At 58.5% G+C, this 15,098-nt stretch carries 12 protein-coding genes; 8 read left to right on the forward strand and 4 right to left on the reverse strand.

All coding sequences use genetic code 11. The features are described from left to right. Positions 1–54: 54 nt before the first annotated feature. The 4 genes from WFR25_RS12830 to WFR25_RS12845 form a co-directional block, all read right to left on the reverse strand. Entirely contained in the window at positions 55–810 is a 756-nt protein-coding gene (locus WFR25_RS12830) for an SDR family NAD(P)-dependent oxidoreductase (RefSeq protein ID WP_336971369.1), read from the reverse strand. A gap of 29 nt (positions 811–839) precedes the next feature. Beyond that, entirely contained in the window at positions 840–1,601 is a 762-nt protein-coding gene (locus tag WFR25_RS12835) for an SDR family NAD(P)-dependent oxidoreductase (protein ID WP_336971371.1), read from the reverse strand. Between the two features lie 9 nt (positions 1,602–1,610). After that, a complete protein-coding gene (locus WFR25_RS12840) occupies positions 1,611–2,792 on the reverse strand; it encodes an acetyl-CoA C-acyltransferase (protein ID WP_336971372.1) in 1,182 nt (393 codons plus the stop codon). A 100-nt stretch (positions 2,793–2,892) separates the two neighbouring features. Next, positions 2,893–3,132, reverse strand: a complete 240-nt coding sequence (locus tag WFR25_RS12845; RefSeq protein ID WP_336971374.1) for a hypothetical protein — start codon at positions 3,130–3,132, stop codon at positions 2,893–2,895. A gap of 277 nt (positions 3,133–3,409) precedes the next feature. Here WFR25_RS12845 and WFR25_RS12850 point away from each other — a divergent pair, with 277 nt between their 5' ends. From WFR25_RS12850 to WFR25_RS12885, 8 genes are all read left to right on the forward strand, one after another. Further along, the gene (locus WFR25_RS12850; protein WP_336971375.1) at positions 3,410–4,990 is read left to right on the forward strand and encodes a phytoene desaturase family protein; all 1,581 of its coding nucleotides are present in this window, start codon (positions 3,410–3,412) and stop codon (positions 4,988–4,990) included. 169 nt (positions 4,991–5,159) lie between these two features. Continuing rightward, positions 5,160–6,122, forward strand: coding sequence for a quinone oxidoreductase family protein (locus tag WFR25_RS12855; protein WP_281825139.1), 963 nt, complete (start codon positions 5,160–5,162; stop codon positions 6,120–6,122). A 155-nt stretch (positions 6,123–6,277) separates the two neighbouring features. Continuing rightward, a complete protein-coding gene (locus WFR25_RS12860) occupies positions 6,278–7,189 on the forward strand; it encodes a 3-carboxyethylcatechol 2,3-dioxygenase (RefSeq protein WP_336971377.1) in 912 nt (303 codons plus the stop codon). 52 nt (positions 7,190–7,241) lie between these two features. Further along, positions 7,242–8,605, forward strand: a protein-coding gene (locus WFR25_RS12865; RefSeq protein ID WP_336967452.1) for an IS3 family transposase whose coding sequence is annotated in 2 segments (ribosomal slippage) — positions 7,242–7,589 and positions 7,592–8,605 — 1,362 coding nt in all. Because the reading frame shifts where the segments join, the coding sequence is not laid out codon by codon here. Positions 8,606–8,678: 73 nt separating this feature from the next. After that, positions 8,679–9,509, forward strand: coding sequence for a replication initiation protein (locus WFR25_RS12870; RefSeq protein WP_336971378.1), 831 nt, complete (start codon positions 8,679–8,681; stop codon positions 9,507–9,509). Between the two features lie 260 nt (positions 9,510–9,769). Beyond that, complete coding sequence (locus WFR25_RS12875) at positions 9,770–12,259, forward strand: TonB-dependent receptor (RefSeq protein WP_336971379.1); 2,490 nt, start codon at positions 9,770–9,772, stop codon at positions 12,257–12,259. A gap of 50 nt (positions 12,260–12,309) precedes the next feature. Beyond that, a complete protein-coding gene (locus tag WFR25_RS12880; RefSeq protein WP_281824584.1) occupies positions 12,310–13,533 on the forward strand; it encodes a Rieske 2Fe-2S domain-containing protein in 1,224 nt (407 codons plus the stop codon). Between the two features lie 85 nt (positions 13,534–13,618). Then, positions 13,619–14,830 (forward strand): MFS transporter, encoded by a 1,212-nt coding sequence (locus WFR25_RS12885; protein WP_336974888.1) that lies wholly within the window; start codon positions 13,619–13,621, stop codon positions 14,828–14,830. Positions 14,831–15,098: the final 268 nt, after the last annotated feature.

The following is a 15,098-nucleotide window of genomic DNA, read 5'->3' on the forward strand; positions in this document are numbered from 1 at the left end:
TGCAATCTCCGGGTTCGTTAATGCATATGAGTGATGGACGCCCTACAGCGTTTTCTAAAGACTGCTGACCAGATGGCCGCCATCGATCGTCAGCACCGATCCAGTCATATAGGCCGAGGCGCCCGAAGCCAGCATGAGCAGCGGAGCGTCAAGATCGGCCAGACGTCCGAGCCGACGCTGCGGAATGCGCTTCATCATCGCCTTGCCCGGATCGCTTTGCCAGAACTCGTCGTTCAGTTCTGTGGAGACATAACCCGGAGCAATGGCGTTGACCCTTATGCCATGCCGCGCCCACTCAAGCGCCAGCACCTTGGTCATCTGGATCACTCCCGCCTTTGACACCGCATAGGGCAAAACCATGCCGGCCTGGCGCAACCCCAGAATAGAAGCGATGTTGATGATCTCCCCGCCCCGGCCGTGCGCCCGAAAGGCGCGCGCGGCGGCCTGCGCCATCAGGAAGCAGCCTTTCAGGTTGGTGTCGATAACTGCGTCCCAGTCATCTTCGGTCTGTTCAAGAGCAGGGCCCTCACGGACGATGCCCGCATTGTTCACCAGGATATCGAGTTTGGCCAATGAAGGGGAAATCGCCTCAATGCTGGCAAAGTCGGTCACATCAAACGCAACAGATTCCGCAGAACCTCCTGAAGCATTGATACGACTTGCGAGTTCGGCCAGTGCTCCCTCGCGTCGGGCTGCGATTACGACATGCGCGCCGGCATTGGCCAGCACGCCCGCGAAATGCGCGCCAAGACCGCTTGATGCGCCAGTCACCAGCGCCACCTTCCCGGTTAATGGTTTGTTCTCCGACATATTTATCTGGTCCATCTGTTCAATGCTGCCTATCGCGCAGCCATGCGAATGGCGCCATCCAGCCGGATCGTTTCCCCGTTCAGCATGGGATTGGCCAGAATGCTATCGACCAGCATGGCATATTCTTCAGGCTTTCCGAGCCGGCTGGGATGCGGAACCTGCTGGGCCAGCGAGTCCTGCGCAGCCTGTGGCAAGCCTGCCAACAATGATGTCCAGAAGATTCCCGGCGCAATGGTCATTACGCGTATCTGCCACCGACCGAATTCGCGGGCGAGCGGCAGCGTCATGCCCACCACGCCTCCCTTTGATGCGGCATAGGCGGCTTGGCCGATTTGCCCGTCAAAAGCAGCGACAGAGGCCGTGTTAACGATTACGCCCCGTTCCTCACCAATGGCCTTCGTTTGCTGCAATCGGGCGGCGAACCGGGACGCTACAAGGAATGTGCCGACCAGATTGATTTCTACTGCCTTGCGGAAGCTATCCATCGGGTGCGGAACAAACTCTCGACCAACGGCTTTTATTGCAGGAGCGATTCCAGCGCAATTGACCAGAATCCGGGCCGTCCCATGCGCCGCTTCGGCGGCGTCGAGACCCGCAGTGACGCTGCCTTCGTCGGTCACATCGACTGGTTGAAACAAACCGCCAATTTCTCGTGCGATTGTTTCGCCTTCCAATGGATTCAGATCGAAAATGGAGACTTTTGCGCCCTTCGCGGCAAGCAACCTAGCAGTCGCCGCCCCAAGCCCTGATGCGCCGCCGGTGATGATGGCGGCTTGTAAATCGATGTTCATGGGCTTTCCCTAAACCAACTCTACCGCGACGGCGGTCGCTTCGCCGCCCCCGATGCAAAGTGCGGCAACGCCCTTCTTCAGGTTCCGTGCCTTAAGTGCTGCGATCAATGTGACGATAATACGTGCGCCGCTGGAACCGATCGGGTGGCCAAGTGCAGTGGCACCACCATTGACGTTGATCTTGTGGTGCGGAATGGCGAGGTCATGCATCGCGATCATGGCGACAGCGGCAAAAGCCTCGTTGACCTCGAACAGGTCAACTTCGTCTATCGACCATCCTGCCTTATCCAGTACCTTGCGGATCGCGAAAACGGGGGCGGTCGTGAACAAGGCGGGTGCATGGGCATGGGCGGCGGTGGCGACGAGGCGGGCTTCTTGCTTGAGATGCAGTTCCTGCGCAACGCTTGCGCGCGTCAACACCAGCGCAGCGGCACCGTCCGAAATGGACGCCGAACTGGCGGCCGTGATAGTGCCGTCCTTTGCGAAGGCCGGCTTGAGACTAGGTATCTTATCCGGTTTTGCTTTACCCGGCTGTTCATCCTGAGTGACGATTGTTTCCCCGCCACGAACCGTGATAGCGACCGATACAACCTCGTCTGTAAAAGCAGCGCTGGTAATCGCATTGTTGGCTCGTGTGAGGCTCTCTATCGCATAAGCGTCCATAGCTTCGCGTGTGAATTGATAGTCCTCCGCTGTAAGTTGCGCAAAGGCGCCCATTGCCTTGCCCTTCTCGTAAGCGTCTTCCAGGCCATCCATCATCATGGTATCGATGATCCGGTCATGACCAATACGAGCGCCCCCGCGATGTTTGGGAAGCGCGTAGGGGGCATTGGTCATACTTTCCATGCCACCGGCGATCACAACGTCCGCGCCACCGGAAGCCAGCGCCTCGGCCGCCATGATCGTGGCCTGCATCCCAGAGCCGCACATCTTGTTGATCGTAGTGGCTTCAATGGATTCCGGCAGGTTTGCACCCAGCGCCGCCTGTCGTGCTGGTGCCTGGCCAAGCCCTGCCGGGAGGACGCAGCCCATATAGATGCGGTCGATGGCATCCAGGGGGCAACCGGAACGCTCGACCGCCGCCTTGACTGCGATTGAACCCAACCGGGTGGCGGTGACGCCGGAGAGCGCGCCTTGAAAGCCCCCCATCGGTGTTCGTGCATAGGGGGAGATGATAATCGGATCGGTCATGAGAACTCCTATAGTGCGCGGACGACGACCATGTGCCTTTGGCGGACACATGCGCAAACCGGACATGCCCGCACGTTATGAAGCGCCGTACCCAGTTCCCTTATTTATTCGGGATCGTCCCGGTAGGTTTCCGAAACAGGAAGCCCAGCAGGAACAGGACAAGTTTCCAGTTAAGCAGCGAAACGATTTTTCGCGCTTCTTCCGGCCTGACCACAGCGGTCATCGGCATGCTGCCCATGATCTTTCCCTTGATCACAAGATTGCCATCCTTGGCTTCAAGGGTGGCTATCTCCATGAGGTTGCTTTTATCCGGGGCATAAATATTGATCGATTTCTTCATCTATTGCTCCGTTTATGCAGCGTTTCAAAGCTGCGGATAGGCAGGGGTTTCAAACTTGGCTCCAGCCCAGCCTATAGTGTTGGCGGGATCTCCGACGTGTACGTATTTCGCAAACACGTTGTTCACGGCCCCTTCGATTGTTTCCATCATCCCGCAAAAATGCAAGGAAGCCGACTGACTTCAGATGCCCCCGGGCGATGGGCACGCATCTGACGAACAACAAATGGACTGATGGCTTGCTTCGCTGTGGCCGCGGTCGATTGGGAGATGGGCAGGGATGAACGCAGATTTCGATGTCGTCGTGGCTGGCGCAGGACACAACTCGCTGGTGGCGGCAGCCTATCTTGCTGCGGCCGGAATGAAGGTGCTGGTGTTGGAGCGCAATGCCTGGATCGGCGGCGGCGCGGTTACGCGCGAAGTGACGGTTCCCGGCTTCCGGCACGATCTGCATTCCACCGCCCATATCATGATCCAGTCAAATCCACTGATCAATCGAGACGAACTGGGTCTGATCGGCAAATTCGGGCTGGAATATATCCGACCGGAAATCTCATTCGCCTCGGTCTTCGACGATGGATCGGTGGTCCTGACCTATCACGATCTGGACAAAACCTGCGAATCGCTGGCGAAAATCTCGCCGCGCGATGCCGAAAGCTATCGGCGCCACGTCGAAAAGATGAAGTCGATCCTTCCGATGTTCGTTTCCGGCCTTCATGCGCCCCCGCTGCCCTTCGGCACCACCATTGGCCTGCTTGAACAGAGCGAGCAGGGCCGCGAACTCATCGGGATCATGAACAAGAGCGCGATGGACATCGTCAACGAGCTTTTCGAGAACGAGATTCTGAAGGTTCATTTTGCGAAATTCTCGTCAGAGGCGATGTCCGGGCCTGAGGAGAAGGGCACAGGTCTGGTCTTCAACCTGATTGTCGGCATGTCGCACAGTTATCACGGGGGGCTTCCGGTAGGCGGCAGTGTGGCGCTTCCCGAGGCGCTGGTGCGCTGTATCGAACATCATGGCGGCGCACTGCGTACCGAAGCCGAAATGGTTCGGGTCATCGTCGAAGGCGGCCAGGCGGTTGGCGTCGAACTGAAGGACGGAGAAGAGATTCGTGCCAAGCGCGCGGTGATCGCCTGCATCCATCCACACACGCTTGATCAGTTCGTGGCCGGCGTGGACCCAACCGTCGTGGCCGATGCCAAGCGCACGCATCATGGCGGCTATAGTTCGATGAACACGCATTATGCCCTGCACGAGGCGCCTCGCTACACCGCACTTGAAGGCTTGCCTGACCCGATGGTCGTCGAATGCCTTCCGGCCAAGCTCGACACCTTCCGTCAGGAATTCGACGATCTGCGGTATAATCGCAGGCCAGCGCACCCCAGTCTGGTCTGCGCCACGCACACCAATTTCGACAAGTCGCGCGCGCCGGAAGGCAAGGCAACGCTCTATAAATATTCTTTCATGCCCTATGATCTGAACGACGGCGGCAGCGCCGCATGGGATGACGTGAAAGAGGAGGCGGCCGACCGCCTGCTTGATTTCTTCCGCAAGTTCACGACCAACATGTCGAGCGACAACATCATTGCTCGCCATGTCGATTCACCCCTGGATTACGAGCGTTCCACGCCCAGCTTCCGCCGTGGCGATGTGAGCGGTATTGGGCGCTATCTCTACCAGTTTCTTGGCCGCAGACCCACCCCGGCGCTGTCGCAATATGCTGTGCCAGGTGTGGAGAAACTCTATCTTTCCGGCCCGTTCATGCATCCCGGCGGCGGCGTAATCGGCGGCGGGCGCGCGACAGCCATAAAAATCATGGGCGACCTTGGCATGGATTTCGACAGGTTGTTCGTCGAATAGCTGGAAGGCGATTCTCGCTGCCAGTCCTGGGGTGCTTTTGTGATACCCGAGGCAGCTCGTACCTTAACGTTGTTGTGCCTGGTGGGACGGTGATCAGCTTCGGTCCTCGCCGGTGTTGTATTGGCGCGGCCGTCGCGGCGAACGAGGGGGTTGGAAATTGCTGACGCGCGTGATCCGAGTTCACGAATGTGGCGGCCCCGAGGTGCTGCGCTACGAAACGGTTGAAGTTCCACCGCCATCGGCTGGCCAGGTGTTGGTTCGCAATTGCGCGATCGGGCTTAACTTCATCGATGCCTATTTTCGCATCGGGCGCTATCGGGCCGTCCTTCCCTTCATACCGGGCCTGGAGGGGGCGGGCATCGTCGAGGAAATCGGGCCGGGTGTGGAAGGCATCAGCGTGGGGGACCGGGTTGGCTACATCGACCCGCTTGGCGCCTATGCCGAGTTTCTGTTGAGGCCAGCCGCGCGTCTGATCAAATTGCCTGACTCGGTTGATCTACGTGACGCTGCCGCAATGCTGCTCAAAGGTATGACGGCAGAATATCTGCTCAATCGCACCTACCCGGTCCGGGCGGGTGAGGTGGTTTTGATCCACGCCGCTGCGGGAGGGGTTGGGCAGATCCTGTGCCAATGGGCCAAACATCTCGGCGCAGAGGTGATCGGCACTGTCGGATCAGCCGCCAAGAAGGATCTGGCACAGCGTGCGGGATGCGATCACATAATCGTGATGAGCGAAGAAGAGTTCGCTCCGCGCGTTCGGGAAATCACCGCAGGCAAGGGCGTGCCGGTTGTGTACGATGGAATCGGTGCAACGAGTTTTCGAGGTTCGCTCGATTGCCTTTCACCGTTCGGGACGATGGTATCTTTCGGCAATGCATCGGGACCGATCCCGCCCTTTGATGTGCAGGTTCTTGCCAACAAGGGTTCGCTTTTCCTCACCCGGCCGGGGCTGGCAAGCTACACCGCCTCGCGCGATGATTTGGAGGCAAGCACTGCTCGGCTGTTTTCGGTCATCGAGCAAGGCGCGGTCAGGATCGAAATCGGGGAATGTTATCCGCTGGCCGAAGCCGCAAGGGCACACGCAGATCTCGAAGCGCGACGTTTGACCGGATCAAACATTCTTCTTCCCTGAATCGCGAACGAGGTTTCCGCTCGCAAGCCAAGCCGTATCGGAAGAGCAGCGACCACCTGTGAACCGGAGCATTGCGATCCTTTGCAGGCATTGTTCATGAGGTGAACGGCCGGCGGTATTGGCTTGCGGACCATCGACAAAGGACCGAACCTTGCATGCCGATCGCGGCTTGTGCGGCGGCGAAAGTTGCAGGAAATGTCATGACATTGTCGCTGATATGCGCCTCCCACACCCCGATGTTGAGCAGAGTTCCTATTGATCCGGGCCAGTCTGCCCGGGTGCGCGCCGGTTTCGATGCCTTGTCCCTGCATGTTCAGGAATTCGATCCCGAGATTATCATCCAGTTCTCGCCAGATCATTTTCAGGGGTTTTTCCATCGCCTGATGCCAAATTTCTGTGTGGGCCTTGCTGCCCGGTCAGCAGAAGACTGGGATATCGGTCCAGGCGAACTTGATGTCCCCGTCGATGCCGCAAAGGCGCTGGTGGGCTGGCTGCAGGACCATGATTTTGATGTGGCGACGTCGCGCAACATGATTGTGGATCACGGCTTCTTGCAGATGTGGCAGGAAATGCGCGGCAAGTTTACCGACCTTCCGATTATTCCGATCTTCGTCAATTGTGCTGCTCCGCCACTGCCCCGCTATCGGCGGATGCGCATGCTTGGGGAGGCGGTTGGTCAATTTGCCCAGTCAACCGGCAAGCGGGTGTTGGTGGTGGCGTCGGGCGGCCTGTCTCACGATCCGCCGGTCCCCAATGTCGAACAAGTTCCGGCAGCGGTTGCGGAAAGGTTGATAAACGGCGGAGGACGCAACGCCGATGAAAAGGTCGCGCGGGAGGCGCATCTGACTGAATTCGGTGTTCTGGCCGCCAAGGGGGAGGGGCCGTGCGCACCGCTTAACCCCGCGTGGGACCGGGCATTTCTGGAAATCTTGCAAGGGGGCGATATTTCCCGCTGTGACGCCTTCGATGAGGACGCGGTGCGCGCAGCCGCTGGCCGCGCCGCAAACGAGGTCCTGTGCTGGGTAGCTGCAGCATGTCCGCCGTCAGCACCAATGGCACAGATTTGAGGTTGTAAATTAAGGAGGGTTTGGGCTTCGTCGTAGTGACGAAGGAACGAAGATGAAGCCCAAACCCTCCTTGAAAAATTCGCCGACAAAGGCCCCTGCTGAGCGTGTTGTGAAGGATATCCGGCGGCAGACCCGGCGCCATTTCTCAGCCGAAGACAAGATCCGTATTGTGCTGGACGGTCTGCGCGGCGAGGACAGCATCGCCGAGTTGTGCCGCAAGGAAGGCATTGCCCAAAGCCTGTATTACACCTGGTCGAAGGAGTTCATGGAAGCGGGCAAGCGGCGCCTGGCCGGTGACACCGCCCGTGCTGCGACCACTGGCGAGGTGCAGGATCTGCGCCGCGAGGCCCGTGCCCTGAAGGAATGCGTGGCCGACCTGACGCTGGAAAACCGCCTGCTTAAAAAAAGCATGATCGCGGATGGGGGCGACGACGAATGAGGTATCCCGCATCCGAAAAGCTCGAGATCATCCGGATCGTCGAGCAGTCGCACCTGCCCGCCAAGCACACGCTGGACAAACTCGGCATCCCCCGCCGGACGTTCTACCGCTGGTACGATCGCTTCGTCGAAGGCGGGCCGGAGGCGCTGGAAGATCGGCCATCGGCGCCGAGTCGGGTGTGGAACCGCATCGGCGACGATATCCAGGGCCAGATCGTCGAGATGGCGCTGGATTACAGCGAGCTGTCACCGCGCGAACTGGCGGTGCGCTTCACCGACGAGAAGCGCTACTTCGTGTCGGAGGCCACCGTTTACCGCCTGTTGAAGGCCCACGATCTGATTACCAGTCCGGCCTATGTGGTGATCAAGGCCGCCGATCGCTTCCATACCCAGACCACGCGTCCGAACGAGATGTGGCAGACCGATTTTACCTACTTCAAGATCATCGGGTGGGGCTGGATGTACCTGTCGACCGTGCTCGACGACTTCTCGCGCTACATTATCGCCTGGAAACTGTGCACCAACATGCGCGCCGAGGATGTCACCGACACGCTGGACCTGGCCCTTAAGGCTTCCGGCTGCGACAGCGCCACCGTGCTGCACAAGCCCAGGCTGCTCAGCGATAACGGCCCCAGCTACATCGCGGGCGAACTGGCGGAATACATCGATGCCCAGAAGATGAGCCATGTACGCGGCGCTCCGATGCACCCCCAGACCCAAGGCAAGATCGAGCGCTGGCACCAAACCCTGAAAAACCGCATCCTGCTGGAAAACTACTTCCTGCCCGGCGACCTTGAGGCCCAGATCGAGGCCTTCGTCGAGCATTACAACAACCAGCGTTACCACGAGAGCCTGAACAACGTGACGCCCGCCGACGCCTACCTCGGCAGGGCTCCCGCCATCATCAAACAGCGCGAAAGGATCAAGCGAAAGACCATCGAATATCGGCGCTTGCAACACCGCAGGCTCGCCGCTTAACATCAACCCCAAGACGAGGCCCGCACTCCGCTAATTTACGACGCGACGTGTGCCAAATGTTCTGACGACGGACATGGCGCGCGCGCGACTGGCAGCGCGTTCCGCGATTGAGCGCAAACAGGTCGAAATCGTCGGAGCGATGCAGACAAGGGCCTCCGGGTCCGATCTGGTTCACGCGCTGCCATTCGTCACGACCTTGCCCCACCGGGCCGTAGACGCGCCGTGGATCGAGCGCACAGCTTTTGACGGTACGATTTGCCAATGGCAGCAAAGGGCCGCAAACCCTGAAACCAAACTGCCAGCCGGCCCGCGTGCCAGGGTGCTTTATATCCATCTGATTAGCGAAGCGCTTCGCGGCGAGGACCGGATTCGCTCGGATCTGGTAAGCATGTACAAATGGTCGCATTCGCTAACGAAATGTTCGTCGGGAGGTCGGACCTATGCCGATGTCCGGCAATTGCTGGCACACGTCGCCGCAGTGGATTTACGGCTGATCACTCCGCCCGGATGCTCGCGGGGAGGCGTCGAACATGTCCTGGAATGGCCATTAGAGGTCAGACCTGACGATCCAGTGTGGGATCGTGTTCGCGGTGAATTCCGCAATCGATTCGGCACGTTAACGATTCCGTTAAGGCGTTCAGCCGTGCTGGCGCTTAGCCGAAATGGACTTGCTCTCGACTTCTACGTCTGGCTGGCAAGCACTCTACCAGCAATCCACGCCCCCGCGCTAGTCCCGTGGGAACATACTTGGGCCTGGTTTGGCTCGTCCTACCGTCGGCTGGGCCACTGGAAATCGTCGGCGCGTTTACCCTTGGCAATGGCGCTTGCGGCCTATCCGCAGGCTAGATTGACACTGGGCGATGACGGTATCCTGCTGCACCCCTCGGCCGCTACAATCACTTAGAGACATCTGCGGCCGGACGGAGCCGTCGCAAGACTCCAGTATTCCCGTAGTGCTTCCTTTCCGGCAGACCGATTTCCCTAGGCACGCGGGGAAGACACCCAGCGGCCCGGGGAGTGGGACCGATACAAAATGTGTCGGCTGATGGTTTGCGACATGTGAGCAAGCCATTGGATTCCTAACTCATTTGGCCAAGTTCGCCATTCCGCCGAGAAGCGGAACGACGAGACAGCGGCTCGATCTTGGGGATGGAGGGGATATTGATGAAACAATCTTACCGATCAGGCACCGTGTCCGCCGTTGGACGCATCGCTCATCGCACAAGGCGTTCCAGCTTATGGACAACCAGCGCAGTTCTGAGTCTTGCTGTCGCCTTTTCTGCGACCGCTCAAACCGTTCCCGAGGGCAGCGCCACCCGCGATGCGGCAACTCTGGGCTCGATCGGTGACATCGTGGTGACTGCACGGCGGGTCGAGGAGAAACTCCAGGACGTGCCGGTTTCCATATCCGCGGTGAGCGGTAATACACTGGTCGCGCGCGGAGTGGCAAACCTTGCGGAGATTGGCAGCGCGGTTCCCGGCGTGTTTACTGCTCCGGGTTCATCTCGCGGTGCCAGCGCCCCGATTTTCGCCATTCGCGGCCAGATCAACCGTGAACCGAGCGCCACCACTGATCCTTCGGTCGGTATTTACTTCGCAGAACTTCCCTGGGCGCGGGCGATGGGCGTGAACGCTGGACTCGTAGATATCAGTTCGGTTCAGGTGCTTAAAGGACCACAAGGGACGCTGTTTGGTCGAAATGCGACCGCTGGCGCGATCCTCATTACACCCACCGCGCCGACCGACGATTTCGAAGGTTACCTGAAATTTGGTGGCGGAAATTACGCTCAGGTGCGTGGTGAGGTTGTGCTCAATGTGCCGCTCAGCGAGCAAGTTGCATTACGTGTGGTCGGTTCCCATGAGGAACGAGCCGGCTATCTCCACGATGCATTCAGCGGAGCTGAGGCCAATGATCTCAACAATGACAACCTTCGGGCCCAGTTGCGCATAAGGTCGGGCGGCTTAACCTCCACCTTCATCGGGACCTATTTCAATGCCACAGGCAATGGAGAAGGAGCACGACTGGCGAAGATCGCGCCCGCGCCATCATCACCGCAGGTCGCCGGGGTTTATGCGCAACTGCCCGCCGCGCTGGCCGCGACAAATGCGCTTGGCCGATACGAATTCTTGACTTCGTTCAATCAGCAGACGGCCAATATACTTATCGGAGGCGTGCCGTCGGTGTTCCTGACACAGCAGGACCAGAACCAGTCGGCTTATGGGATCCAGAACAATACGGAGATTGAACTGGGATCGAGCGGTTTAGGTAACCTCGCCTTGAAAAATATTATCGGCTACCGCGTGGTCGATGGATCGCAAACTTTTGAAACCATTCCAGCGCCTTTCCTGGGAGTCCAGGCAGCGACCGAGCAGAACATTCGCCAGTTTTCAGAGGAATTGCAGCTTCAGGGGAAAGGTGATGGGTTCAACTTTGTTACTGGCCTGTTCTATTTCCGTGAGAAAGGCAACGAACTAACCACCCAGTATGCTGTGGCTCCGACTTTCTCAATTTCCGATATTGATATCAAAAACACTTCCTATTCTGCGTTCGCCCATGTCGGCATCGATCTGGCCGAAAACCTGACCTTCACTGCGGGCGCGCGGATTACGCACGACAAACGAGCTGTGACCTATCACAGCCGTCGTCAGACAACGCCGGGAGTCAGCGCCAATCCGATGTACGCCTGCCCACTCCAGCCAGCGGCTGGAGTGGGCAATGGCAGCGCGTGCAATCTTCCTGTGTCGATCGCGTTTACCGAACCGACCTGGGATGTGGGTATCAGTTACCATCCCGCCCCGTCCTCGCTCATCTACGCCTCGGTCGCCCGCGGCTATCGGTCAGGTGGTTTCAGCGGGAGTGCGACAAATGTACTGCAGCTTCAGGCGTTTCAGCCCGAAAGCAATATCACTTATGAAGTGGGCACGAAAAACGATTTCAAATTGGGGCAGACCCCGTTGCGGTTCAATCTCGCCGGTTATTATACCGACTATCGCGACGTTCAGCGGACGGTCAACGCGATTACGCTTGCCGGCAATACCAACACGACAATCAACGCGGCTAAGGCGCACATTTGGGGCGTCGAAGCCGAAGTGGTCTGGCGGCCGGTGGACATCCTGACGCTGACTGCGGGTTATGCTTACACCGATCCCAAATACGATAAGTTCAGTGATCTCTATCGCGAGCCTACCAATGGCGTGAACTACGTGGTCGATGTCTCCGATTCCCAGTTCATCCTGATATCCAAGAACACAATTAACCTCTCTGCCAACCTCCAGATTCCTATTGAGGAACGGTTTGGTTCTTTGTCCCTCACGTCAAGCTACAATTATCGTTCGGGATTTTACACCACGAACGACATCAATACTGCCCGATGCCAGGTTCCGGGCGATCCAAATCCTGCCGCAGTCTATGTCAGTTGCTACAACCACGCCGGACGACTTCCTGGTTACGGCTTGATCGATTTTCGGTTGGACTGGAAGGATTTCCTTGGTGGGTCCGCAGATGTTGCCTTTGTCGCCAAGAATGTTGCGAATAAATACTATTTTCACAACGCGCTCAACGCACTCAACAATGTTGGCAGTTTCGCGGTCCAGGTTGGGCCGCCGCGCATGATGAGCGTCGAGGTGCGGGTGCCATTCGGAGCAATGCGCTAAAATCCCGATTCCGCCAACTGGTGACGGATCGCTCAAGACAGGAGGCTAATGTGCTGACCGAAAGTGAAAACAAGATGCTGACCGAGGTCGGACCTGCCACGCCGATGGGGGCGTTCATGCGCGAGTACTGGGTCCCGATTATGCGGTCGGGCCGGGTAGTAGCCGGAGCACCACCACTGCGCTGGACGATCCTTGGGGAACCCTTGGTGGTGTTCCGGTCACCGGGCGGTGCGGTTGGTGTGATGGACGAGGCGTGTCCGCACCGCGGTGCTTCGATGGCATTAGCGCGCAACGAGGAATGCGGGCTGCGCTGCATCTATCATGGCTGGCAAGTCAATGCCGCCGGCATGCTTGTGGATGCCCCAACCTATCCCGCTTCGGTCGAGGTTGGCCATATCAAGACCAGATCCCATCCTGTGCGGGAAAGCCAGGGAATGATCTGGACCTGGTTGGGGAAGGGTGAACCGCCGCAGTTTCCCAGCCTCGCTTTCACCGGGCTACCCGACGATCACGTCCTGGCGACCACGGCGGTGCTCAACTGCAACTGGCTTCATCCGCTTGAAACATTGTGGGACGTGTTCCATTCCCAAATCCTGCACAACAAGACCAACCGTTCGTCGGCGCGGGCAAAGGACTATTTTTCCGCCTCCGGTCGTAAGTCAGGCGACTTGGAATTTGACTATCCCACGATGCGGGCCTCCCGCACGTCCTATGGCTTCACATACACCAATAGCGATGCTGCGAAGGAAACCAATTTCCACTTCGTCGCCCCGTTCATCCAGTTCCACACATCAACCCCAGGCGTAAAGGATGATCGCGTGCTGCAGATCAGCGTGCCGATCGACGACGATCACACCCTGTTGTGGCTGATTTTCTATAATCGTTTCGCTCCACTGCGGACCGGAGGCATTGGTGAGACGATGCGCTCGCTGCCCGATCTTGACGATTTCCTGCACGGCATGGGTGAGCGTGGACCTGACAATCTATGGGGACAGGATCGCGCTGCGATGGAACGCGGTGAAAGCTTCGCCGGGATTGTCGGTATGGACCGGATGACGATTCTGGCGGAGGATGTCTGCGTGATCGAGAGTCAGGGCCGGCTCGACCGAACCCGCGAGATGCTGACTCCGATCGATCGCGCCGTGGTCGAGGGGCGGGCCACCTTGCTCGACGCGGTTCGGGCGCATCAGCGCGGCGAGCCGCCGATTGGGCGCGACGAAGATCTATCTGAGGTCGAGGCACTTTTTGTGTCCCGTCTCCAGGAAGCAGGCTGACCCGATCGTGACCACAATAGAGCCAGAACGCACAGCGTCGGAGCACCGCGTATGCAGAATGCGATCATGGGCGGTCATTGTGACGATGCTCCTCAGCGTCAGCATCACCATCGGTGGGATCGCCGGCTTCGGCATTTTCCTGAAACCGTTGCTCGAATATTTCGGTGGCGGACGCGCGCAGATCACCGCAATCGCTACTGTTGGGCTGTTCGCTTCGGCCGGCGCGGCGCTTTTTACGGGATGGCTGCTCGATCGGATTGATCTCAAGTTGGTGGTGCTGGCGGGTCTGCTCCAAACCGGATTAGGCTATCTTATTGCTGCCCAGGCCGATCACTATTGGATGGTCCTGGTTGCTTATGTGTTTTTGGGATCGGGTGCCTCGTTTGCGGGGCTGATCCCGCTGACGATCATCGCCAACAATTGGTTCGTGGAAAAAAAGCGCGCTTTCGCTTTCTCGGTGGGCGTAGTCGGCGTCGCGGCGGGGCCTCTGGGGGTCAACTATCTGGTCACCTATTGTCTCGAATATCTGAACTGGCGATGGGGTTATGGGATACTCGCCGCTATTAGCTTCTTGGTTGTGGTTCCGCTTGTGGTTCTGTTCGTGCAAGCAGCCCCGCTCGATAAAATCCTATCGCCGAACCAATCAGGCGGTCGCCCGGATCTTGCCACCACCTTACCGGGCCTCAGCCTCCGTGAGGCGCTCAAGGGACGTGCGTTCTGGCTGCTTGCGCTGATTTTCGCTGCCTATGGCGTCATCTCGACAGCGGTATCGTTTCACTTGATTGCGCTGCTGACCGATCGCGGCTTTTCGCTGGAAGGTGCAGCCACAGGTTTTTCGGCGATGCTGATCTGCGCCATATTGGGCAAACCGCTGTTCGGGGCGCTCGCCGACCGGTTTGGTGCCCGTTTGATGCTGGCCGCTGGGCTGACCCTGCTGGCTCTTGGGCTTTTAGGCCTCTCAATGGGCCTCCCGTTCTTTGCCACGGTGGTTTCGACCTCGCTGTTCGGCTTTGGTGCGGCGTCGGCCCCAGTGTTAGTGCCAATGCTGCAGGTCGAAGCGTTTGGCGGCCGTCGGCTGGGCTCGTTGACCAGCTATATCCATACAACACAACTGGTCGCCGGCGCGATCGGGGGCCCGTTGGCCGGCGCTGTCTTCGATGCCTATGGCAGTTATTTGCCCATTTATTTGCCGCTGATCGGCTGCGCTGCGCTTTGCGTTTCCGCGCCAATCGGGTTGACCCGTTTCACTGAGCTTGCGGACAAGCAGCAGGATGCTGATCCCATCCCGGTGATATGACGGCCGGCAGCCGACTAAGCGTAAGGGGAGGCATTCGAAAAGTGGCTTGACCCGCTTTGGCTGTCTGTATATTGGAATATTCGTCAGAATATAATCAGGCAACCGGATGCAAGCCATGCTCCAGGCTGGCATGCCTGAAGTATTCGTTGAGGGAGGCCAGAATCAAACTCGGCATGTTCATAATGCCAGTCCATTCTCTGGATCCCAGCTATCGCGAGATGAATGATGCAGCAAAGAAGCATCAGTGAAGATGCGCTGAAACAGATTG

Origin of the sequence: Sphingobium aromaticiconvertens (genome assembly GCF_037154075.1) — a bacterium.
In the GTDB taxonomy this organism is placed as follows: domain Bacteria; phylum Pseudomonadota; class Alphaproteobacteria; order Sphingomonadales; family Sphingomonadaceae; genus Sphingobium; species Sphingobium aromaticiconvertens.